At 63.8% G+C, this 16,558-nt stretch carries 18 protein-coding genes; 7 read left to right on the top strand and 11 right to left on the bottom strand.

Going from position 1 to position 16,558, the window contains the following annotated elements; translation table 11 throughout:
• Positions 1-474: a methyltransferase gene (locus tag F3H96_RS13265; protein WP_188131381.1), complete on the bottom strand. Its 474-nt coding sequence runs from the start codon at positions 472-474 to the stop codon at positions 1-3.
• A gap of 285 nt (positions 475-759) precedes the next feature.
• Positions 760-1,287: a DUF6428 family protein gene (locus F3H96_RS13260; RefSeq protein ID WP_188131380.1), complete on the bottom strand. Its 528-nt coding sequence runs from the start codon at positions 1,285-1,287 to the stop codon at positions 760-762.
• Between the two features lie 42 nt (positions 1,288-1,329).
• Between F3H96_RS13260 and F3H96_RS13255 the strand changes: the two genes are divergently transcribed.
• From F3H96_RS13255 to F3H96_RS13235, 5 genes are all read left to right on the top strand, one after another.
• A complete protein-coding gene (locus F3H96_RS13255) occupies positions 1,330-1,680 on the top strand; it encodes a helix-turn-helix transcriptional regulator (protein ID WP_149802188.1) in 351 nt (116 codons plus the stop codon).
• A 34-nt stretch (positions 1,681-1,714) separates the two neighbouring features.
• Positions 1,715-2,407, top strand: a complete 693-nt coding sequence (locus F3H96_RS13250; RefSeq protein ID WP_149802187.1) for an MIP/aquaporin family protein — start codon at positions 1,715-1,717, stop codon at positions 2,405-2,407.
• On the top strand, positions 2,404-2,811 hold the full coding sequence (arsC, locus tag F3H96_RS13245; protein WP_149802186.1) for an arsenate reductase (glutaredoxin): 408 nt from the start codon (positions 2,404-2,406) through the stop codon (positions 2,809-2,811). Before F3H96_RS13250 ends, arsC begins: the two co-directional genes overlap by 4 nt.
• Positions 2,812-3,009: 198 nt before the next feature.
• Positions 3,010-4,221, top strand: a complete 1,212-nt coding sequence (locus F3H96_RS13240) for an MFS transporter (RefSeq protein WP_244619991.1) — start codon at positions 3,010-3,012, stop codon at positions 4,219-4,221.
• Between the two features lie 206 nt (positions 4,222-4,427).
• Positions 4,428-4,649 carry a hypothetical protein gene (locus F3H96_RS13235; protein ID WP_149802185.1) on the top strand — a complete coding sequence of 74 codons (222 nt, stop codon included), beginning with the start codon at positions 4,428-4,430 and terminating at the stop codon, positions 4,647-4,649.
• Between the two features lie 406 nt (positions 4,650-5,055).
• Here F3H96_RS13235 and F3H96_RS13230 read toward each other — a convergent pair whose 3' ends face one another.
• The 3 genes from F3H96_RS13230 to F3H96_RS13220 all read right to left on the bottom strand — a co-directional run bounded on the left by F3H96_RS13230 (position 5,056) and on the right by F3H96_RS13220 (position 9,803).
• On the bottom strand, positions 5,056-6,642 hold the full coding sequence (locus F3H96_RS13230) for a hypothetical protein (protein WP_149802184.1): 1,587 nt from the start codon (positions 6,640-6,642) through the stop codon (positions 5,056-5,058).
• A gap of 30 nt (positions 6,643-6,672) precedes the next feature.
• Positions 6,673-8,934, bottom strand: a complete 2,262-nt coding sequence (locus F3H96_RS13225) for a polysaccharide biosynthesis C-terminal domain-containing protein (RefSeq protein ID WP_149802183.1) — start codon at positions 8,932-8,934, stop codon at positions 6,673-6,675.
• A 434-nt stretch (positions 8,935-9,368) separates the two neighbouring features.
• On the bottom strand, positions 9,369-9,803 hold the full coding sequence (locus F3H96_RS13220; RefSeq protein ID WP_149802182.1) for a helix-turn-helix domain-containing protein: 435 nt from the start codon (positions 9,801-9,803) through the stop codon (positions 9,369-9,371).
• 70 nt (positions 9,804-9,873) lie between these two features.
• Between F3H96_RS13220 and F3H96_RS13215 the strand changes: the two genes are divergently transcribed.
• Positions 9,874-12,072 carry a heavy metal translocating P-type ATPase gene (locus F3H96_RS13215; protein WP_149802181.1) on the top strand — a complete coding sequence of 733 codons (2,199 nt, stop codon included), beginning with the start codon at positions 9,874-9,876 and terminating at the stop codon, positions 12,070-12,072.
• Positions 12,073-12,147: 75 nt separating this feature from the next.
• Complete coding sequence (locus F3H96_RS13210) at positions 12,148-12,738, top strand: NAD(P)H-dependent oxidoreductase (RefSeq protein WP_149802180.1); 591 nt, start codon at positions 12,148-12,150, stop codon at positions 12,736-12,738.
• 31 nt (positions 12,739-12,769) lie between these two features.
• On the opposite strand, the gene F3H96_RS13205 is transcribed toward F3H96_RS13210, so the two are convergent.
• The 6 genes from F3H96_RS13205 to F3H96_RS13180 all read right to left on the bottom strand — a co-directional run bounded on the left by F3H96_RS13205 (position 12,770) and on the right by F3H96_RS13180 (position 16,558).
• Positions 12,770-13,183 (bottom strand): MAPEG family protein, encoded by a 414-nt coding sequence (locus tag F3H96_RS13205; protein WP_149802179.1) that lies wholly within the window; start codon positions 13,181-13,183, stop codon positions 12,770-12,772.
• Positions 13,184-13,257: 74 nt separating this feature from the next.
• Positions 13,258-13,743: an SRPBCC family protein gene (locus F3H96_RS13200; protein WP_149802178.1), complete on the bottom strand. Its 486-nt coding sequence runs from the start codon at positions 13,741-13,743 to the stop codon at positions 13,258-13,260.
• Complete coding sequence (locus tag F3H96_RS13195; RefSeq protein WP_149802177.1) at positions 13,740-14,057, bottom strand: metalloregulator ArsR/SmtB family transcription factor; 318 nt, start codon at positions 14,055-14,057, stop codon at positions 13,740-13,742. Before F3H96_RS13195 ends, F3H96_RS13200 begins: the two co-directional genes overlap by 4 nt.
• A 101-nt stretch (positions 14,058-14,158) precedes the next feature.
• Complete coding sequence (locus F3H96_RS13190) at positions 14,159-14,482, bottom strand: DUF2934 domain-containing protein (protein WP_149802176.1); 324 nt, start codon at positions 14,480-14,482, stop codon at positions 14,159-14,161.
• A gap of 340 nt (positions 14,483-14,822) precedes the next feature.
• Positions 14,823-15,098, bottom strand: a complete 276-nt coding sequence (locus F3H96_RS13185; protein WP_149802175.1) for a GIY-YIG nuclease family protein — start codon at positions 15,096-15,098, stop codon at positions 14,823-14,825.
• Between the two features lie 350 nt (positions 15,099-15,448).
• Entirely contained in the window at positions 15,449-16,558 is a 1,110-nt protein-coding gene (locus F3H96_RS13180) for a mandelate racemase/muconate lactonizing enzyme family protein (RefSeq protein ID WP_149802174.1), read from the bottom strand.

The raw sequence follows: 16,558 nt of genomic DNA, 5'->3' as shown, positions 1-16,558 counted from the left end.
TCAAAGATAGCGGCGCACGCTTGCCTTGTAGGATCGGTAGGGCTCGCCGAACTTGCGCTCCAGATAGGCTTCCTCGCGCATCACCACGCCGTAATGCAGGATGGGGAAGGTCGCGATGAGGGCGACGACGGCCCACCAGCTGTCGAACATGAGCCCGATTCCGAGGAGCAGTCCAATCAGGCCGAGATAGAGCGGGTTTCGGGTGAAGCCGAACGGGCCGCCGGTGATGATCGTCGTGGTCGGCAGCGTCGGATTCACGTTGGTGCCGCCGCGCAACATGGTCGAGCGCCCCCAGGCGATGATGGCGACGGCGAGCGCCGCAAGCGCGACGCCCAGCACGAGGGTGAACGGCCTGCCGCCGATCGCCAGCGGCCAGACATAGCGCAGCGCCAGCATCACGATCAGCGCCACCACAAAGAGCAGCGGCGGGAAGACCTTGACGCCGGGATTGTCCGCCTTTTCATCCGTGGCCATCGTCGCCGGTCCTAAAGATGCGCCGCCACTATGCATCCGCGCCGGCGCTACGGCAACCGCGGCGATCACCAACTGTTAAGGCAGCCGCGCTATGCAACTGGCTGCCTATCGGAACGCAACCGCAGCGCGTGCGTTCGATGTTGCCGAACCACAGGGGAATTTCGCGAATGAACAGGACAGCGGTCTGGGTGGTGTCAATCGCCATCGTTCTCGTGGGTCTCTACCTGTTGCAGGCAAATGGCGTGATCCGGTTCTGAAGCAACGGCGGCAACCCCATTCGCCGGATCAACAGCAGCGGCTCGCTCCGCAGCACGGGCCGCTTGCGCCAGCCTGTTCCTTCAACCAGCGGTCGCGCGGTTTGCAGCTTGCCGGGCGCGGCGACAGCTCGACCTCGACGGCATCGCCAACGACGCTTGGCCTGGCTGCCCGGTGCAATTCCATCGGGCGCACACCGTCGCTGACCTCGAAGGTCAGCTTCGCCGATTGATCGAGCGCGACGTGATCCGAGACCTTGCGGATGATCGCGGCGAACTTGCCGGCCGGCATGTGCACCGGGCCGCCTTCGTCCACGTCCCACAGCTGCACGAAGATTTCCGACCATGATTCCGGGTTCGCTTCGCAATCCAGCGCCGAGAACTGCCCGGCCTTGACCTCGGTGACATGGTAGCCTGGCTTCACCGGCCGTCCATCGTAGCGGAACACCAGCGGCTTGTCCTTGTAATCGGCCAGCGCGTCGAGCAGGTCGCCGATGGTGAGGTCGCCGGGGTCCATCGGCGGGACGGGTTCGATTTTCCGATTGTCAGAAGAGAGCATGTCGGCTATTCCTCATTTCAATATTTCAAGGATTATTGAAACGTGGATGAACGTCAAGCCCTGATCGCCTTTGGCGCGCTGTCGCAGGAGACGCGGCTGCGCCTGCTGCGCCTGCTGGTCGTTGCCGGACCGGACGGCATCGCCGCCGGATCGCTGGCCGAACAAGTCGATGTCTCGCCGTCGAATGTCAGCTTCCATCTCAAGGAACTGGAGCGCGCCGGCCTCATAACCGCGAGGCGTGATGCCCGCTCGATCGTGTACAGCGCCGCCTACGACGCCCTGTCGGGGCTGATCCGGTTCCTCATGGAGGATTGTTGCTCGGGTCGGCCGGAAATCTGCGCACCGGCGCTTGCGGCGCCGTGCTGCTGGCCGGGCGAGGGGACCCGGCAATGATCGTCGAGCCCGTTGCCCAACCCGAGGCCAAGCGATGAGCACCTTCGATTTGCCGCGCCGGGTCGCGGCTGAAGCCCTGGGCACCGGCCTGCTGGTCGCGACGGTGGTCGGCTCCGGCATCATGGCAGAGAGCCTGACGCATGACACGGCGCTGGCGCTGCTTGGCAACACGCTGGCGACCGGCGCCATGCTGGTGGTGTTGATCACCAGCCTCGGGCCGATCTCCGGCGCGCATTTCAATCCAGCCGTTTCGTTGGTGTTCTGCTTGAACCGGACGCTGCCGGCCCGCGATCTTCCGGCCTATCTGGCCGCGCAGGTCGTCGGCGGCATTGCCGGCACGATCGCGGCCCATCTCATGTTCGCCCTGCCGGCTCTCGAAGTGGCGACCAAGCTCCGGGCCGGACCGGCGCAATGGTTCTCCGAAGGCATCGCCACGTTTGGACTGGTCGCCGTCATTCTTGCCGGCCTGCGCTTCGAGCTGAAGGCCGTGCCGTGGCTGGTCGGCCTCTACATCACGGCCGCCTACTGGTTCACCGCATCCACGTCCTTCGCCAATCCGGCCGTCGCGCTGGCGCGTTCGCTGACCGACACTTTTTCCGGCATCAGGCCACTCGATCTCCCCGGTTTCATCATAGCCGAACTGCTCGGCGCCTTGATCGCGCTTGCGTTGATGGGCTGGCTGCTGCGGCCGGCGATCATCCAGCAACCTTTGAAAGCAGAGCCATGACGGTCACGATCTATCACAACCCCGATTGCGGCACCTCGCGCAACACGCTCGCCATCATCCGCGCCAGCGGCGAGGACCCCGTCGTGATCGAATACCTGAAGACGCCGCCGAGCCGCGAAAAGCTGCTCGAACTGATCGGCGCGATGGGCATCGCCCCGCGCGCGCTGCTGCGGGAGAAGGGAACGCCCTACGCCGAGCTCGGCCTCGCCGCCCCGAAATGGAACGACGACGAGCTGATCGATTTCATGCTTGACCACCCGATCCTGATCAACCGCCCGATCGTCGAGACGGCGAAGGGCACGAGGCTCTGCCGGCCCTCGGAAGCGGTCCTGCCGCTGCTTGACAATCCGGTGCGCGAGTTCGTCAAGGAAGACGGCGAGAAGGTCGCCTACCCGCCTGCTTGAAGCGCCAGGTGCTTCATGAGAGAAATCGAGACTCTTGGCTTGCCGAACGGGTCGATAAAATGATCCGGCACGACGCCTACTTCCCGCCAGTTCATGCGTCGATAAAGCCGCTCGCTTTGCGCGAGAGTTGCGCGGTCGCTTCTGTTTCGTCAACCACCGCGATACGCATGTGCTTCCCCGTTTGAGGCCGAACCGATAATGAGCTTTGGGCAATCCGTGAAGGCCGAACCGCCTGCGCCGGCCATGCGCAATCGCCATGTCCTCGTCACGGCCCTCGGCATCACGCAGATTCTCGCCTGGGGATCGTCCTACTACCTGCCCGCGGTGCTTGCCGCGCCGATCACCAGGGACACCGGCTGGTCGCTTGCATCGGTGGTTGCCGGGCTGTCCTGCGGCCTGCTGCTTGCCGGTCTGGTGTCGCCGGTCACCGGCCGGCTGATCCAGCTTCACGGTGGCCGCCCGGTGCTTGCGGCGAGCTCGCTGTTGCTGGCGGCCGCGCATTCGCTGCTGGCAGCGGCAAGCGCCTACCCACTCTACCTGCTGGCCTGGCTGCTCATGGGGCTGGGCATGTCGAGCGGTCTCTACGACGCCGGCTTCGCCACGCTCGGCCGCCTCTATGGCCAGGGCGCGCGCGGCGCCATCATCAATTTGACGCTGTTCGGCGGCTTCGCCAGCACCGTCTGCTGGCCGCTCAGCGCCTTCCTTGTCGAGCATGGCGGGTGGCGCATCGCCTGCCTTTCCTATGCGGCCATCCATCTTCTGATCTGCCTGCCGCTCCACCTTTGGGTGATCCCGACGCCTCCGGCCGTCGCGCCGATGTCGGCAAGAGCCGAGCCGAAGGAGGCCTCGGCCACGGACCGGGTGCGAACGCGCTTCATGCTCCTTGCCGCCATCCAGACCTTGGCCGCGATGATCGCGTCCATGCTCTCCGTCCATCTGCTTACGCTGCTGCAATTGCGCGGCATTGGCCTCGCGGCCGCCGTCGGCCTTGGCGCCTTGGTCGGCCCGTCGCAGGTTGGTGCGAGGATGGCCGAGCTGCTGATCGGCCGCAACCGGCATCATCCGATCTGGACGATGCTGACATCCGTGTCGTTGCTGGCGGCCGGAGTCTGGCTGCTCCTGGCAAGCCAGACCTTCGTCGCTTTCGCCTTGATCCTCTATGGCGCAGGCAACGGCATCCATACGATCGCGCGCGGCGCGCTGCCGCTGGTGCTGTTCGACCCGCGGCAGTACGCGGCGCTCATGGGCAAGCTCGCGACGCCCAGCCTCATCGTCCAGGCGGCAGCCCCTTCCATCGGAGCGGTCCTTCTTGGCATGGGCGGCGGGAATCTCGTCCTGATCGCGCTCGCGGTTGCCGCGGCCGTCAATGTGGGCCTTTGCGCCTGTCTCATCGTGTCCGTGCGCCGATGACCGAGCCGCCCGCTCGTGGAACACGTGGCCGCCGAGCGCGAGTTCCAGGTGGCGGCAGCAGCGGCTGCCTCGGAACGCGGCCGAACTTTACATTTTTGTAAATTGCCCTCGGCCGTGAATTCGCGATACGGCTGGCCGCGGCTCGGCTCGCCTGTCGGGCACTCTCGGGTGAAAAGGCCGGGCCGACCTCAATTTGGGAGAACGCTATGTATCGCAAGGTTCTGGTTGCAGCTTCGGTTGTTGCGCTTGTCAGCGCGCCGGCATTCGCGGCCACGCAATATTGGGTGGAAAAGGATTCCACGACGAAGAAATGCTCGGTCGTTTCCACGAAACCGGACGGTAAGAAAATGATCGACGCAGGGACGAAGGCCTATGCGTCTCAGGCCAATGCCGAAAAGGCGCTGAAGATGCTGAAAGACTGCAAGTAAGCTAGCTGTCGGAACCTATTAATCTGGTCGAAATGATCTGGGAGCATCTGCTCCGCATGCGCATGGCGGCAAAAAAGCCGCCGACTTTTCGGAAAGGATCAGGCGATCTTTGTGGCACTGTCACGGCGGGACGAAGGTCAGCGTTTCTGCGACGTTGTCCTTCACCCGAGAGCGCAGATATCCAGTTGGCGCTCCGATGGCACGAGGTGACGCGACGCCAAGAGCGAGATGACGTCAGGCGGAACTGGTCGCTTTGCTCAGGCGCATGCTGTCCTGCCCTGCTTGATCAGGCGCGGTCACGACCCGGTTTAGACTGGCGGATACCCTCCCACTGAAGGTTGATTGCAGCGCTTGCGATGCCGTCTTGACCATGGCGAGACGGTCACGACGGAGGTGCTTGATCTGCTCAAAGCATCCGCCAGACCGCGGCCTTGGCCGCGCGGATGACATCAACCAGTGGTTGGCCGGCATCCACGCTCACCACAGTGGCACCTCGAAAGGTCAATTGCTGCAGGGCTGGCACCCGCCTCCGGATGACCGAGGGATCCATGCCCGGCTCGCGCGTCATGATGACTTCGGGGGTCGTCTGCAATTTTATCACGAGATCCGGCGGCTGACGCCGGGCAAGCGCATAGGCGTTGGCCTCAAACCGTCGCAGTCGGGCCGGGACATTTGCCAATCGGGGCAGCAGAGGTGCGTCGTTGAAATCGACGATCTGGTCCTGGGGGAATCTGTCGGCGATGACGACCATTCCTCGATCCGCTCCACGACGCGCGGCCACCAGCTTCATCAGCTTTTCGACGGCAACAACAGTTGCCCAGATGGCAAGAAGAATGCTGTAGAACGCTCCCGGGGTATGATCCGAGACCGTGCCGTGCGAGCTGCCAGCGGGCTTGGTTCCAAGCGCCCAAGTGGCCACCGGTACCAGCAGCTTGAACGGCAGCAGCAGCAGCGATGGCCTGCCGCCACCAGTGCCGAAGTAGATTGGCATCACGTCGACCTCCGACCCAAGCCACTGGCGGATCGCTGCGACCAACGTTGTCTTGCCGCTCCCGTCGATGCCAACCACGGCCACCACCATACCACCGCCGGGGGCACGGCGGCTCCAAGGTCGGGGTATATGGAGGAACCGCTTGTTCAAGTTTCCGACGGTCCAGTGGATGGCTCGGCCGATGCCGCGCAGGACTACCTCGATGGCGTTGTAGGTTCGATACACCGCCAAGTCCTTGCGAATATGTCTGCGAAGGCGACGTTGGGTCGCGAGGGGCTGCGGGTCGAACAGTGCATTGGCAATCGCTTCCGCCAGATCATGTTTCACTAGCTTTGCTGCCAGGTCACGAAGACGGCGGGGATCAACGCGCGACGCCAGATCCAACCGGTCGAGTTCGAATTTCTTCTGCGTTGCCCGCCAGTTGCGAAGCGCGAGGGGATCTCGGCGCCGCAATTCGAGACTTGCTCGCACCAACAGCAGAAGTGCTTCGCTTGCCGGATCCAGTACCCGGATGGGCAGTCTTGGATGTGGGATTGCCGAGGCCAGAATGAGCTGTTCCCAGGGCAATTGATAATTTCTCAGGAGAGGCTCGCCGACGACAAGACGGTAGTGAAGATGGAGGTGGATGATGCGACCACTCGGTTCGTCATAGCCAAGAAAGCTCTGCACCGCAGGATGGCCACAACAATTTACGGACTCGAAGCGCTTGAGGCCGCAGGCAAGCAACGCTTGAGCGGCCAGATGTTGATCGGACCTCGCAACAAGCAGATCAAGGTCCGATTCACCCAACAAAACAGCCGGAAAGCGCCGGCTGCTCTTCCAATAGCAACATTCGACATTGCTTTGTCGCAAGGCGCTCAACGCCATGAGCAGAGTGTCTAGAACCCGGGATTCCCGAACCGGTGTGGTAATGACGTCTCTGGTGCAGCTGCCCCCGGTGGCCGCTTGAGAATCGGGCTCAAGCCGTGAAAACCAGCTGCCCTGATAGCCGGTAAATATCATTGCGCCGAGCTCCACGGGCGGGACATGCCGTTATCCCCGCCAAACTCTGAGTTGTCCCGACCTGATAGCCTCGGCGGCAAAGATCAGACCGGGCAAGATATTCAATCGTTTGCGGATATAGATTGCCATCGCCGAGTTCCAGACGACCAAAGCGAGCACGACGCCCACCGCCGCTCCGATCATGCCTCCCAGCGCCATGCCGACCGCACAGGCCACGATGTTGGCCACGGCGCCGGCAACCATCATCGTTGCCGCGGCCCATTCGTGTCCGGTCATCGTCAGAAGGTTCAGCTGAGGTCCACAGAGCGCAGTGCAGACATAACCCGTGATGAGGATCCGCGCGATCAGTGCTCCAGCCACAAAATCCTCACCGAACCAGTGCAAGAGGGGTTCGGTGACCAGCAGCAATGGAACAGCCATCGCAACCGCCCCGCTGAAGCTTAGAACCGCAGCCCGCGAAAACAGCCGCTGCAACGCCTCGTGATCCTTGCGCGCATGAAGATCCGCCGCTGTTGGCGAAAAAATCGTGCTGACAGCAGCGCTGGAAAGGCCCACCAGCAACGCCACGTTCAGTCCAAGGGCAAAAATACCAGCCTCGCGGACCTGGCCGGTCCAGCCCAGAAGCACAACCCCCGTGCGGCTTATGAAAACGTCGAGCCCGGTGATAAGCATGGTCGGGGGGACTGCGGACAACCATTGGCGTCCGGTGTATGTCGCCTGCGTGTCGCGCAAGCCGGCCGGCGACAGTTTCGTTGCGGTGACGAGCACGAGCCCCACTGTTACGGCCGAGCTTGCAACGACTGCCATCATCGCGAACGATGCATCCAGGGTCCACCAGCCCGAAAACGCCGCGCCTCCCAGCAGAATCAACAGAAGTCCATCGCGCGCAATACGTTCGGGCAAAAGAGCCGACACTACACCTCCAAAGGCACGAACCAGGGTTGCGCCAAGGGCGTAGGCCGTGATCAACGGCACGGCCACCATGCCGAGGAGCATTGTCGCTTGAAACTCCTGATAGAGGTGTTTCGAAGGGAGAAAGACGACGAGCCCCGCTCCGGCCAGCCCCGCCAGTGTCGCCGCCAGCAGCGACCGCCACAGCGCGAAGGTGATTAACCCGCGCGCCAGATCCAAGCGCCCAGCGGCCTTGTATGCTGGCACGAAGCGAAGAAGCGATACATTGAAGCCGAGCATCGAGAGGGAGGCGAGAACCGAACTCCATGCCAGAGCGTAGGAGTAGATCCCGTAGCTTGTGGCGCCGACCAGGCGCGCGATCCCGAGTTGTGCCATGCTGGTGAGCCCGGCACCGCCGATATAGACCAGGAGGGCGAAGACGCTTGCATGAATGAGGCGTCGGCCAACGTCGTAACGCTGAGCAGGCATCGCAATGGAGGCGGTGCCGGCGGTGCTCCCGATTGCGGCGGCGAGCGGCGCGATGTCGGCGACCCGGTCGGCTGCTTGCTGCTGGAGTGGATTCCCATCGGAGCGGTCATTCATACTTTCGTACTTTCTTGGCCCGCGCATGGTCGGCAATGCGTTTCGTCTTCGCCCAACGGGAGCCTCGATTTGGGATAGGCGCGCCAGTATTTCCTCTTCCACCCGACAAAGGCCACTGAAGGTTGATCGCTGGTCGATGGTTTGAACCAACACGATGTTTTGGTGCGCTCTCGAGAGGACATCGCCAATATTGTCGAATACCCGAAAGAAGTTCATGTTGTCTGCGACGTCCACTTCAAAGAGTCGCTCCGCTGCCGGTTCGCACATCATCCTTGCACGCAGTCGCGTTTCCACGACATCGCGCGGCACGACCATCCGAACCACGAAATCGGCCTGGGGCACGAAATGAAGCGCCTGTGCGATCAGCGTGTCATCTGCGGCGCCGTTGAACATCGCCAGAGACCCAATCGCCTGAACGAAGCCCTGGTCAAATATTGCTATGTCCGTCGATTTCCGTGCCTGCTTCCAACAGCGCGATAACCGCGTGATATATTGCCATATCCTGACACGCCAAATAATACTTTCGGGAGGCATAAGACGCGTTAATTTATTGCTTATTCCAAACTCGTATTTTTCTCTAAAAGAGAACAGCAATATAAATATTGTACGATACATTGCGGACGATATTCTTATAATTATTGATAATACACCGAAATTATCCCAACCATCGCCTTTATTACGCGGCTGGTAACAGAGAATGACTCTGGCCGTGTATCCTCTGTCACGCAAGCGGCCGGCAAGCGCATGCGCGAAGGTTGTTTTGCCGGATCCCGGTGGTCCGAAAAGTTCAATGATCATCCCAACTCAATGGTAGTACTGTGGGCCTCGAAAGGTCCTCGTCCGTTTGAATGAAGCAGAGCGCGTTCCGACAAATGGGGCGAACACCCCGCCCGAGGTGGCCGCGGTTGGCAAAACAGAACAGCAACTTAAGGTAGCAGGTCGCGCCTCCAAGCTCCGCAGAACTTTGGCCCCGAATTATCTCGACCGCCTCGCTAAGGCTTGGCGCGGCCTCGCGGAGCTCGACATCCACCTGCAGAGCAACAGTCGCCTTGCTCACCGAGATTTGGTGAAAGTCCCCAGCTAGCTGTCTTAAAAGGCTTTCGCCCGCTCCGGCATGCTGGAGCGGGCATTTTCTTATTCGCCGGATGTTTTCAGGGACGCATCGACGTAACCGGCAAGGCAGCGCCTGTTTGTCAACCACCAGCGATTTCCGATTCGCGTCGATGGACAGCCTAAGCCTCGGCAAGCCGTCCATGCGCATGGCTCGTGTCGGCGAGCGTCTCGATGACACGGCAGTTTTCGATCCTGCCGCTGGCGCATTTCTTCACCATGCGCAGCAGCTCGTCGCGCAACGCCTTCAGGCTGGCGATACGCCTCTCGACCTCGATGAGGCGAGCCTTGGCAATGGCGTCGGCGGCGGCGCAGGGTTGCGCCGGATCGTCCTGCAGCGACAACAGCGTGCGGATGGCGTCGACCTCGAAACCAAGCTCCCGCGCATGCCGGATGAAGGCGAGGCGGTCGAGGTCGCCGCGGTCGTAGAGCCGCCTGTTGCCGTTCGTGCGGGAGGCTGCCGGCAGCAGGCCGATCTGCTCGTAGTAACGGATCGTCGGCACCTTGACGCCGCTCCGCCGCGCGGCCTCGCCGATCGCGAAATCATTTTCCCGCATTTTTTGGCCTTGCTCCTCTAGCCGCTAGAGGATGTAGCACGGACTCCGAGTTAGGCAAGGAGCCGATGCAATGGACATCAGGGAAACGCGCTATCGCGTCACGGGCATGGACTGCGCCGCCTGCGCGGCCAAGGTCGAGACGGCGGTGAGCCGCCTTGCGGGAGTCGAGCGCGTCTCCGTCTCGGCGACGGCCGGCTCGATGCGGATCGGCCATGCGGCCGATGCGACCTTGCTGCCGGCGATGAAGACGCAGCTCGGCAAGCTCGGCTACGGCGTCTTTCCCGCGGACGGCGAGAAGCTCGGCACGAAAGGTCGCGGGCGCGCTCATGATCGCGACCATGATCATGACCGTGGGCAGGCCGATATCCACGCGCATGCCGCCGGCGACGGGCAGGGCGCCTGGTGGGGGAAGCGCAAGGGCATGCTCACTATCGGCTGCGGCGTGGCGCTTGGGCTGGCCTATGGCATCGGACGCCTTTATCCGCCGATCGAATGGTGGGCGTTTCTTGCAGCGCTTTCCGTCGGCCTGCTGCCGGTCGCCAACCGCGCGCTTGCGGCGGCCCTTGCCGGCACGCCGTTCTCGATCGAGACGCTGATGACGGTCGCCGCCGTCGGCGCGGTGATCATCGGCGCGGCCGAGGAAGCGGCCGCCGTCGTCTTCCTTTTCCTCGTCGGCGAGCTGCTCGAAGGCGTTGCCGCCGGCCGCGCCCGGGCCGGCATCCAGAACCTGGCGAGCCTCGTTCCCAAGACCGCCTATGTCGAGCGCGGCGGCGCGGTCGAGGAGGTGCCGGCGGAAAGCCTTTCCCTCGGAGCGGTCATCCTCGTCCGCCCCGGCGACAGGATCGCCGCCGACGGTGAGATCGTCGAGGGCGACGGCGCCATCGACGAGGCGCCCGTCACCGGCGAAAGCGTTCCCGTGCGCAAGAAGGCCGGCGACGGCGTGTTCGCCGGCACCATCAACACCGACGCCGTGCTGCGCGTGAAGGTCACCGCGGCCGCGGCCGACAACACCATCGCGCGCGTCGTCAAGCTGGTCGAGGAGGCGCAGGAGAGCAAGGCCCCGACCGAGCGCTTCATCGATCGTTTCTCCAAAGTCTACACGCCCGGCCTGCTGGCGCTCGGCGCGCTGGTGGCGGTCCTGCCGCCGCTGGTCGCGGGCGCAGGCTGGAGCGAGTGGATCTACAAGGGGCTCGCCATCCTGCTCATCGGCTGCCCTTGCGCCTTGGTCATCTCAACCCCGGCAGCGATCGCGGCCGCTTTGTCGGCCGGCGCACGGCGCGGCCTGCTGATCAAGGGTGGCGCCGTCCTCGAGGCACTAAGCTCGATCGACGCCATGGCGCTCGACAAGACCGGTACGCTGACCGAGGGAAAACCGAAGGTCACCGACATCGTCGCGATCGGGCGCGGCGAGGCCAATGTGTTGTCGATGGCAGCGGCGCTGGAGACCGGCTCCAGCCACCCGCTGGCCTTGGCGATCCTCGACCGCGCCAAGGCCGATAGGGTGCCGGTACCGCCGGCGTCGGTAGCTTTCGCCCTCGGCGGCAGGGGTGTCGCCGGCAAGATCGGCGGCAAGGAGGTTTTTCTCGGATCGTCGGCGGCTGCTGCGGAACGCATCGCACTTTCCGCCGACCAGCTTCAGCGCATCGCCGCCTTCAACGACGAAGGCAAGTCCGTCGCGGTGCTGATCGCGGCCGGCGAGCCGGCCGCCATCATCGCCATGCGCGACGAGCCGCGCGCCGACGCGCAATCCGGACTCGCGGCGTTGAGGGACGCTGGCGTCGAGCCGGTGATGTTGACCGGCGACAACAAGCGCACGGCGGCGGCGATCGCAAAGGGTCTGGGGCTTCCCGTGCATGCCGAAATGTTGCCGCAGGACAAGCAGCGCATCGTTCGCGATTTGCAGTCCTCCGGCAGGAAGGTTGCGAAAGTCGGCGACGGCATCAACGACGCGCCGGCGCTTGCCGCCGCCGATGTCGGCATCGCCATGGGCGGCGGCGCCGATGTCGCGCTGGAGACGGCAGATGCTGCGGTCCTGCACGGCCGCGTCGGCGATCTTGCCGCCTTGATCGAGCTGTCGCGGCGCGCGCTGAGCAACATCCATCAGAACATCGCTGTCGCGCTCGGGCTGAAGGCGGTCTTCCTCGTCACGACGATCGCCGGCGTCACCGGTCTGTGGCCGGCGATCCTTGCCGATACCGGTGCGACGGTTCTGGTCACCGCCAACGCCATGCGCATGCTGGCCTGGCGGCCGCACGCTGTCCGCGACTGACGTCGGCGCGCCCATCGCGCTGTTCCCTGTTGGTTGCGCGATAGATAATATGTCTTGGATCACAAGGCTCAACTCATGAAGATCAATGTCGTCTGCGCGCATCCACTTGCCGACAGCTACCTGGCCTCGCTTCACCATCGCGTCGTCCGGACCCTCAAGGCCAGGGGCGACGAGGTCGTGGATTTCGACCTCCATGAAATGAATTTCGATCCCGTGATGCGGGCCGAGGAGAGGCGCGGCCACTTCGATCCGTCTCAGGTGCCCGAGGACCTGCGGGTCTACATCGATGCGCTCAGATGGGCCGAGGCCTGCGTGTTCTGCTTCCCGACATGGTGGTCGGGCATGCCCGCCATTTTGAAGGGTTATTTCGACCGCGTCTGGCGGCCCGGCATTGCCTATGAGGTGCCGGCGGATGGCGGTGCCATCAAGCCGATTCTTCTGAACATCAATCGCATGGGCGTGGTAACCACCTGCGGGTCGCCTTGGTGGTACACGGAAATCTACATGCAGAATCCGGGAAAGAAGGTGCTGCTGCGCGGCCTGAAGACGATGTGCGGCCGCAATGCGAAGCATCTCTATCTGACGAGATATTCCGTCGAGGGCATTTCCAACGAAAAGAGGGAGATGTTCGCGCGTGAAGTGGAACGCCGGTTCGAGACGTTCTGACCCAAGCCTTTCCAAAGCCCGGGCCGCGGCGTCAAACGGCGACGACCCAGCCCGTCACGACGATGAGGACAAGCATGACCAGTGCCCCCGAGACATAGAGGATCGTCCGGACGCTGCCGCCCTTGGCGGCGTTTCCGCCACGCAGGTAGATCGCCATGTGCACGAGGCGTATCGCCAGGTGAGCCCACACCAGCACGGCCAGCGTCGCCGGTCCGACGCCGGCCAGCATTGCCAGCACCACCGGCACGACGAAGGGGGCCAGCGCCTCGACCGAGTTCATGTGGACGCGGTCGATCCGGTAAAGCGGGTCGTCGTCGTCCGCCGGGATGACCGGGCCCGAAAGCTTGCCGGCAAATCCCTTGGACGAGCCGGAATAGACCGCCAGCGCCACCGACTGAAGACAGAGCGCCAGCACGCCGAGGATGCTCAACCAATAGGCTTGCATTTTCTCCGCTCCCTGAAAATCGCTGCGGGCCGGATTGACGTCATGGGCGATGCCGCTCGATGCGGAGACGGCTGTCACGCCGCCTGGGCGAAAAGCGCCTGGAACCGCTGCAGGTAGAGCGGCCAGCCCTGATCGCCGTCGACCGAGCCGCGCACGCCTTCCCAGCCCTGGCCATGCCGTTCGATATGGCGGTGCTCGATTTCGACCCGGGTCCGGTTTTCCGCCTCGGCGGTGAAGCGGACTTCCCATTCGCTTGTCCTGGCGAGGTCGGTTTCGATCTGCCAGCGCGGGCTGATGTCCCAGCTCAGAAGCAGCCGGTTCGGCGGCTCGTAGACCAGCACGCGGGCCCAGCGGCACTCGCTGCCATCGACACCGCGGTCGTAGACGTGACCGCCGACGCGCCGCTCGAAGATCGTTTCGGCGATCGGGACGGCGAGCAGATTGTGGTCGCGCGGCTTGATGCTGTCGAAGTCCTCGGTGAACACCTTGAAGGCGCGCGCGATCGGCGCCTCGACAACGACCGAATGCCTTACGGGAGCGGGTGTCGGTTGCTTGATCATGTCTCGTCCTTTGTCGGTTGCTCGACGGCCAGCTTGTAGGCCGCCAGCGTCTTCAACCAGAACCGGTCGATTTCCGCGCGCAGGCCCGCCAGGCCGTCCGGATCGATCCGGTAGATGCGTTCCTTGCCGGAGCGCGTGTCGGCCACGAGCCCGGCTTCCCTGAGGACCTTCAAATGCTGAGAGACCGCCGGCCTGGTTACAGGCAACGCACGGGCCAGGCCGCTGACCGAACAGGGTCGCTCGACCAGCAGTTCGAATATCGTGCGCCGCGTCGGATCTCCGAGCGCTGTCCAGTATTTCGCGTTAGTCGCCACTAACGCGAAGCTAGAGCGATGCGCCTATCCTGTCAACCCGGAAGGGGAGTGTGGCGGCCGGCAACCGATCGAAATCCGGCCGGCTGGCCTTCGCCGGCGGATCAGCGCCGCCGCTTCGCCTGAAGGCTCCGCGCCGCTTGCTCGATCGCCGCCCGGTCATTGCCCAGCCGGTCGAGCAGCTCCTGCGCCTCCTCGCCCGAAATGCCGGTGCGCACGGCAAGCGCCTCCACCGTCAGCACGTCCGCGCTGTCGATCTCGCGCGTTTCGGGCAGTGCGTCGTCGGCCGTCAGCGGCAGCGCCGCTTCGCGGTCGATCTCCATCTCGGCCTGGTGCCAGTGCCGCTCGTGATTGCCGAGGATACCGCCCTCGCGTTGAAAGATCTCATAGGCGCGTTGCCTGATCTTCTCGGTCCGATCGTCGTCCATAGCCGTTTCCTCCTTGCGTGTCAGACAACGCAGGACGGGGCGGAACGATCCGCCTTATCGCGAAGGTGATCGTCTGGCGCGCAGCCGGTCGAAACGCCCAGCGGGGGTAATCGCATAGGTGGTTCCCCCACTCCGTCGCCGCTTCGCGGCGCCACCTCTCCTCCCTCCGGAGGGACCCTAGTGGGGGAGATGCCCGGCAGGGAAGAGGAGGGTGCTGTCCCGCCTGCCTCTCCTTCGTCATTCTAGGGCGGAGCAAGGAGCGAAGCGACGCGCGCAGACCCTAGAATCCATGCCGTGACGCCCGAGCGCCGCAGCGGTGCAGAAACGTTCACCAGCCAATTCAGCGAAACAGCTCGAACCATTCAGGATTGGTCTTCTCGATCAATTCAATCTTCCATTGCCGTGGCCAGCGCTTCAATGACGTCTCACGCTGGATGGCATCGGCGATGTCGAAATATTCCTCGTACCAGACCAGACGCTGCACACCGTAGCGGCTGGTGAAGGAGGAACCTTGGCCGGTCTTGTGCTCGGGCACGCGACGAGCAAGGTCATTGGTGACACCGATATAGATCGTGCCGCCTTTCTGGCTTGCGGTCATGTAAACGTATCCGGTCATCAGGCGATCTTAATTGGCGCAGTCATCGATGGCTATTTTGGACCGCTGCATCTTACGGCCGATGTCACGGCATGGATTCTAGGGTCTGCGCGCGTCGCTTCGCTCCTTGCTCCGCCCTAGAATGACGAAGGATAGGTCGCTGCCTCACGCGCGAGAACCCTCTTTGTCGCCTTCGGCGACATCTCCAAGGTGTTGGCGCCGGCATATGCGATTACCTACTCCGGAGGCCCGTGAGGGGGGAGAGGTGGCTCGGCAAAGCCGAGACGGAGTGGGGGACGGCGCTGATGATTGTCGCCCACGCCCGCGGCCATTCCGATCCGAAATCGTAAGTTTGTCTCGGCCGCTTCCGCTCACGGCCCGTATATGGCCACCGGCTTGCCGAACATGCCGGGCTCGGGCTTCACGCCCAGCCCCGGTCGTTGCGGTACGACGATGTGACCCTGCTTGATGACGACCGGGTGCTTCGCATCGAAATGCCCCTTGATGTATTCCTGCGCGATCCACGCCCCTTCCATGCGGCGCGGCTCGACGGTGGCGGCCAGGTGCACGCAGGCCGCCGCGATGATGTCGCCGCCCCAGGCGTCGTCGCAGCTATGCGGCAGCGAGCGGATGGCGCAAAGGTCGCGCACCGTGGTCATCCTGGTGAGGCCGCCGAGGCGCGTGACCTTGAAGCCGAAGCCGTCGGCAATGCCCATCGAGATTGCCCGCAGCACCGCGTTCTGGTCCTCGGTGCTCTCGTCGAGATAGACGGGATGCGTGACGCGGCCCTTCAGCGTCGCGATCTCGTCCATCGTGTTGCAGGGTTGCTCGAAGACGAAGGGGATCGCCTGGCACAGCCGGTCGAGATGGATCGCGGCGGCGACCGTCAGGCCCCGGTTGCCGTCGACCGCTAGCCGTGCCTTGTAGCCGACCGCTTCCCAGACCTTGTGAACGACGGCCACGTCTTCTTCCAGGTTGCGCCCGCCGATCTTGACCTGCAGGCGCGGATAGCCGGCCCTAACCTTGTCGGCGGCGATCCGCGCCGCCTCGTCCGGCGCGCCGACGATCAGCGAATAATAGGCCGGGACGCGGTCGGTCAGCGCGCCGCCCAACAGCGTCGAGACCGGCACGCCGAGTTTCTGGCCGAGCAGGTCGAGGAAGGCCATGTCCAACGCGGCCTTGGCGTAGCCATGCCCGTTCAGCCGCTCGTCCATGTGTTTGGCGAGCAGGCGGATCGAGGCAATCTCCAGGCCGATGAGTCCCGGAGCGATTTCGGCGATCGCGGCGCGGGCGCCCAGCGCGTGGTGCGGCTGGTAGACCGGGCCGATCGGACAGGTCTCGCCCCAGCCGGCAAAACCGTCATCGGTGGCGATCTCGACCAGCGTCGAGTCCAGCGCCTCCACATCGGCGCTGGCCATGCGGTAGGCGCCGCCCTTGACCGGCAGCCGCGCCGAATAGACGTTGATCCGATCGATGCGCAT

This window comes from Mesorhizobium sp. NFR06 (assembly GCF_900115245.1).
In the GTDB taxonomy this organism is placed as follows: domain Bacteria; phylum Pseudomonadota; class Alphaproteobacteria; order Rhizobiales; family Rhizobiaceae; genus Mesorhizobium.
The sequence above is the reverse complement of the archived record's forward strand: the minus strand, read 5'-3'. Positions and strand labels throughout refer to the sequence as shown.

Bases quoted from the DNA above. Each gene is read 5' to 3' on its own strand.
- F3H96_RS13265 (WP_188131381.1), bottom strand. From the start codon at position 474: ATGGCCACGGATGAAAAGGCGGACAATCCCGGCGTCAAGGTCTTCCCG.
- F3H96_RS13260 (WP_188131380.1), bottom strand. From the start codon at position 1,287: ATGCTCTCTTCTGACAATCGGAAAATCGAACCCGTCCCGCCGATGGAC.
- F3H96_RS13250 (WP_149802187.1), top strand. From the start codon at position 1,715: ATGAGCACCTTCGATTTGCCGCGCCGGGTCGCGGCTGAAGCCCTGGGC.
- arsC (WP_149802186.1), top strand. From the start codon at position 2,404: ATGACGGTCACGATCTATCACAACCCCGATTGCGGCACCTCGCGCAAC.
- F3H96_RS13240 (WP_244619991.1), top strand. From the start codon at position 3,010: ATGAGCTTTGGGCAATCCGTGAAGGCCGAACCGCCTGCGCCGGCCATG.
- F3H96_RS13235 (WP_149802185.1), top strand. From the start codon at position 4,428: ATGTATCGCAAGGTTCTGGTTGCAGCTTCGGTTGTTGCGCTTGTCAGC.
- F3H96_RS13230 (WP_149802184.1), bottom strand. From the start codon at position 6,642: ATGATATTTACCGGCTATCAGGGCAGCTGGTTTTCACGGCTTGAGCCC.
- F3H96_RS13225 (WP_149802183.1), bottom strand. From the start codon at position 8,934: ATGATCATTGAACTTTTCGGACCACCGGGATCCGGCAAAACAACCTTC.
- F3H96_RS13220 (WP_149802182.1), bottom strand. From the start codon at position 9,803: ATGCGGGAAAATGATTTCGCGATCGGCGAGGCCGCGCGGCGGAGCGGC.
- F3H96_RS13215 (WP_149802181.1), top strand. From the start codon at position 9,874: ATGGACATCAGGGAAACGCGCTATCGCGTCACGGGCATGGACTGCGCC.
- F3H96_RS13210 (WP_149802180.1), top strand. From the start codon at position 12,148: ATGAAGATCAATGTCGTCTGCGCGCATCCACTTGCCGACAGCTACCTG.
- F3H96_RS13205 (WP_149802179.1), bottom strand. From the start codon at position 13,183: ATGCAAGCCTATTGGTTGAGCATCCTCGGCGTGCTGGCGCTCTGTCTT.
- F3H96_RS13200 (WP_149802178.1), bottom strand. From the start codon at position 13,743: ATGATCAAGCAACCGACACCCGCTCCCGTAAGGCATTCGGTCGTTGTC.
- F3H96_RS13190 (WP_149802176.1), bottom strand. From the start codon at position 14,482: ATGGACGACGATCGGACCGAGAAGATCAGGCAACGCGCCTATGAGATC.
- F3H96_RS13185 (WP_149802175.1), bottom strand. From the start codon at position 15,098: ATGACCGGATACGTTTACATGACCGCAAGCCAGAAAGGCGGCACGATC.
- F3H96_RS13180 (WP_149802174.1), bottom strand. From the start codon at position 16,558: ATGCGCATCGATCGGATCAACGTCTATTCGGCGCGGCTGCCGGTCAAG.